3 protein-coding genes are annotated in these 5,032 nt (G+C 36.8%); 1 reads left to right on the forward strand and 2 read right to left on the reverse strand.

Annotated elements, in window-relative coordinates; all coding sequences use genetic code 11:
• Nucleotides 1-119 precede the first annotated feature (119 nt).
• Nucleotides 120-1,193, reverse strand: coding sequence for a hypothetical protein (locus NZ519_11950; protein MCS7029468.1), 1,074 nt, complete (start codon nucleotides 1,191-1,193; stop codon nucleotides 120-122).
• A gap of 473 nt (nucleotides 1,194-1,666) precedes the next feature.
• Nucleotides 1,667-2,383: a peroxiredoxin family protein gene (locus NZ519_11955; protein MCS7029469.1), complete on the reverse strand. Its 717-nt coding sequence runs from the start codon at nucleotides 2,381-2,383 to the stop codon at nucleotides 1,667-1,669.
• A 204-nt stretch (nucleotides 2,384-2,587) separates the two neighbouring features.
• Between NZ519_11955 and NZ519_11960 the strand changes: the two genes are divergently transcribed.
• Complete coding sequence (locus NZ519_11960) at nucleotides 2,588-4,876, forward strand: T9SS type A sorting domain-containing protein (GenBank protein MCS7029470.1); 2,289 nt, start codon at nucleotides 2,588-2,590, stop codon at nucleotides 4,874-4,876.
• Nucleotides 4,877-5,032: the final 156 nt, after the last annotated feature.

A 5,032-nucleotide genomic window follows, 5' to 3' on the forward strand; every position in this document is an offset into this window, starting at 1 on the left:
CGTAGCCCGTAGCACGCCGACCTTGTGGGCATGAGCGCAAGCGAAACGCCCACAAGGACACGCCCAAAAAATTAAAATTCAATCTTCCTATAAAAAATATAAGCATGTAACATAACAACCTATACTTCCGCCCAATTTTTTGCCCTTTTAGCCGCCAAAAACACCACTACACTGATAAACGCGAAAACTATGAGCGTAATCCAATAGTGCCCATCTTTCATTAAATATGTACTCAAAGCATAGTTTTGGGGCACCCAAGCCAACTCCACAGGATGAAAAAACCACTTACTCCCCTCTATCTTCAAATAAACTTTGGAAATAGCTAAGTTTAGCAGCAACACTATCAGAATCAAACGTTTTTTGTTAATGTTCCACTTGTACTTTTGTAAAGTCAAGGCTAATCCTAACGGTATAAAAACATAAATATCTGCTATTACTCTCGTTTCTAATTGCAAGTTTATTAAAACCGCTAGTGCAAACAGAATATACATTCCTACACTTTGCTGTAATACTGTTTGGCTTATTTTAGCTAAAAATATGTACAACCCTACGGCTATCACCCCAAAACCTGAAAAAAATTGTGCTATCCAAGTAGCTCCGTGATAGCCTATTCCAAATATAGACCGCAAAAAATAATTTTGCGAGGGGCTTCCCATTTGTGCATGCCGTGATAAGTAACTCTTGATAAGGACCGTAGTCAAAAGTATGAGTACTACCAAAACTACTCTTTGCCAATTAAGTTTTGGGATATAATCTACAATTTTATTCAAAGAGCGCAAGGGACGAAGCAAGTGATATAAAACATATCCATACGTAAGCATGTACACTAAGGTATTCAAGTGAAAACCTGCACTTATTTCATATTTTATTCGGTATGCATAGTAAGTTCTCATACCCGCAAATAGAGATACAATCAAAATAGTTATCCACAAAAACGTATATTTCTTTTTAGAGTTTTGATGCTCCCGCGCTTTGATATCAATGGGAAATAAAATCAATATACAAGTATAAATCGCAAATAAGGGATAAACAAAAGAGCCTAAAAAAGCAACAATACAAACTTGTTTTATTTTATTTTGAACGTAGAAATAAGCTAACACTAAGCCTGCCAAAAAAGCCATGCTGTCGGTTAATACAGGATAGTAAAAAATGAATTTCAGTACGTAAAAGTTAATCCAGAGCAAGATACTCATTAACCATTGAATCAAGATTGAAATTTGAAAATGCTGCATTATTTTATGCCACAGTACAATACTGAATAACCAACACAGTGTATTCAAAACATAAAAGCTGGATATTATATTTTTCAAAGACAATTCAAAACCAAAAAAAGTCAAAGCATAATGAACTATTGCACAGGGTAAAATTCTATGCACATAGTATTTTGAAAAAGATTGGTTTTGCAAAAAACTACCAAAGTGCTGGGTAATTTGGCAATAAAAGTTACCATCGTAGCCACAGCCACTATTTATAGTGATTTTTTCCCCAAAAATGAAGTAAAGAATGCTCCAACATAAAAAAATTACAAGGCTTATTTTTAAGGGATGATAAAACTTTGCTTTAATTATTTGACCTGCTACAAACACGACAGAAATCTATGAAAAAAATAACCGAAGCACTTTGGCTTCGGAAATGACTTCATCTAAAAAGTATGATTTAGCACCAATTACCACTCTGTGATTTTGCTTGTGATATAGTTAAGTGAAAATGCCACACTTTTAGTGGGATCTACACCTGCTTCTTGTAAGCGTTCAAAATTTAGTGCGCTGAATTGTGCAATAATTCTACCCTCGCGATTGATAAGATACATAATAGGTACTACTCCAGTAACATACTCATCTTTGGGATTTACTTTCAATAGTCCTCTGCTTACTAATTCTTTGACTTCAGGATGATTTTTGTTGATTTTGAAAGAAGAGTTGTATTTATCCATGATACGGTTTCCTTCATCTCTGATGATATTCATTGTTTTAGTAAGGTTGGGGTTTTGATTAACAAGTGCCCTGATTTGTTCTTGGGTGTCTCCTGTAACTAAAATTATTTTGAGTGTTTTGCTTTTTGGGTCTGCACTATTCATCATACCTTCAATCAGTTGTGCGATTTGATCGGAAGCACCTTGACGCAAAGGAGCGTCTGCCCCCTCTGATGCGGCATATAGAGCGTTGCTGTAGAACATGAGTAGAACATTGTTGTTGTTTCGAAAACGATTAAGTTGAATGTTAGCACCCGTAATTGCGTCTGTTCCTATAAAGTCTGGTGCCTTATCTCCAATGTTAAGCCCTTCTACCTTACGCGCAAGGTTAGCAATAGAAATAAAGTCATCTTGCGCAAGCAAATTGCTCAAAAAGGCAAATGCAAGTACAAATCCCAATAGTTTTTTCATATTCATTTTCAATAAAAGTTAATGGTATAGCTATTCTCAAATAATGTGCCAGGATAACTGTACAAATATACGGATTTTTGAATAAAAGTCAAAAAAGTTTTTTTGTATGTCTTTTGGTTGATGTTAATTAGATTAAGAAACCTTTTCTCAAATTCGTTCGTATAGTGTGCGTTACAAAAATCCACATTGATTACTGGCATTACTATGAAAAAATATACCTTATTGCTTGCTTTTGTTCTCATTTTAATGACAGTAATGACGGTAAAGGCTCAATCCACGAATTGGTTGAGAAAATTTGAGCAAAGAGTATTTATAGAGAATAAAGGACAATTTGATGGTAAGAATCAAGTTAGTAGTTTACCTGTTTTTGGTGCAGAGGTTCAAGGAACACAAGTGTATTTTTCACCTGCGGGCGTTTCATACAGGATAGACACTTTTTCTTTTAGCTATCCCCCTGCGGAAGAAAGACCAGATAGAGAACTAACAGGACTAAAGACTTACACTTATTTCTTACACATGAAATGGCTTAATGCTAATCCTTGGATTACCATAGTAGGGGATAAAAAAGTACCCCAAGTATTTCATTATGCTAGTTTGAACAACTCAGAAAGTAAATACAACATACCAGGGTATGAGAAAGTAATTTACAAGAATTTGTATCCCAATATAGACGTGGAATTTGTATTTCACTCAGAGAGGGGGTTGAAGTATAGTTTTGTAGTTTATCCAGGCGGAGATGTAAGTCAAATTGCGTGGGTGTATAAGAGCAGCACAGGTGATTTACCTATAAAGAATAGTTCAGGCCATCTTGAAATTTATAGCCCTTGGGGAAATTTTATAGATCACGCACCGCATACATACTATGCAGACAATCCGAGTGAAGTTATTTCCTCTGAGTTTGTTCTACAAGATAGTATAGTGAAATTCAGAATATCCCCCTATTCAACATATAGAACAATTGTTATAGACCCATGGACTATTAATCCTTCACTCACTACTGTAAACCGGGTATATGATATAGAGCAAGATGCAGCGGGAAATGTATATGTAGTAGGAGGATACAATCCGTATAAAGTCGTAAAATATAGTTCATCAGGCGCACTATTATGGACTTTAAACACGCCCTATGGGTTTTCAGGAGCGCAAGAATGGTATGGAGATTTAGCTGTTTCTAATACGGGGGATGCATACTTTTTACTTGGAGTTGCATGGTTCAGTAGTTTGGGTTCTTTTTATGGTGCCATCATGCGTATTTCTCCTACAGGTACTGCAGTGTATAATAACTTGACTACCTTTTTTGAAAATTGGACCCTTTCATATAATTGTAACAAATCTATCTGCTACGTAGCTGGTTTAGATCCCACTCTCCCATACCCTAACTATAATTGTATTTCTATACTAAATGAAGCAGCAGGCACTCTATCCTCAATAACACCTGCTCCTATCTCGTACAGCCAAGAAACTAGGTGTATGACAGTCGGACCCACGGGAGAAATTTATTTGGTATCTCAAGACAACACGCTTGCTAAACTTACATCTACTTTTGCAACTCTTTACACCATCTCGATACTACACAATATAGGGTACGGAGGACCTGGCTTTATACCCCCTGCTGGGGGCAATTACAACGGTATTGCTGTTGGAAATAATTTTTTTGTGCACACTAACGGAGCTACTTTGTACAAAAGAAACTTAGCAACAGGGGCTTTGATGGGTAGTGTAGCTATACCCGGAGGAGCACTTAGCGCTAACTTTGGAGTAGCTATTGATGCATGCGATAACATCTATGTAGGTACAGGAAACAGTGTATTAAAATATGACGCTAACTTGACTTTGCTTGCCAGCGCTGCTACAGGTAACGCTGTTTATGACGTTAAGGTAAGTACTACCACAGGCGAAGTTCTGGCAGGTGGAGCAAACTTCCTTGCCTCTATCAACCTAAGTGCTTGTCCGCTTATATGTGCTCCTTTACCGGTTACTTTTGATGAGTTCAACCTAAAAACCTTAAACAATGATATTATTCTCAAATGGAAAATAGCTCATATAAACCCTACCTACACTGTTAGTGTGGAAAGAAGCACAGATGGCGACGTTTTTGAGACTATAGCAGTGGATTGTAAAGATAATCAATATGTAGACAGGAATGTACAGCGAAATAAAGTTTTGTACTATCGCATAGCGGTAAAAGACAAGGACGGCAAAGTAGCATATTCTAACATTTTATCAGGGCTTATTACAGATGAAAAAGATAAGATACTTTTTGTTTATCCTAATCCCGTTTCCAAAGGAGGTATAATAGCCATAGAGTACTACGGAGCAAAGGCTAAATCTATTCCAATACAGATAATAGATGGATTAGGCAGAGTGGTAGCCCAGTATACGGCATCTGTATCAGAAGGTATCAATCGTATTGAAATAGATACAGGTCTTTTGAGATCAGGACAGTATTGGGTTGTTGTCGAAAATGAAAAATTACAGCTTGTTGTAAATTAAAAACAGCATTTTAATTGAGAGTATTGCTATCACGTTTTTTACTTGTAAATACAATCGAGCAAAATTGAAATAGTTTTTCTTGGGCGTGCCCTTGTGGGCGTTTCGCTTGCGCTCATGCCCACAAGGTCGGCGTGCTACGGGCTACGCTAACGCTTC

The organism is Bacteroidia bacterium, assembly GCA_025056095.1.
GTDB lineage: Bacteria > Bacteroidota > Bacteroidia > JANWVE01 > JANWVE01 > JANWVE01.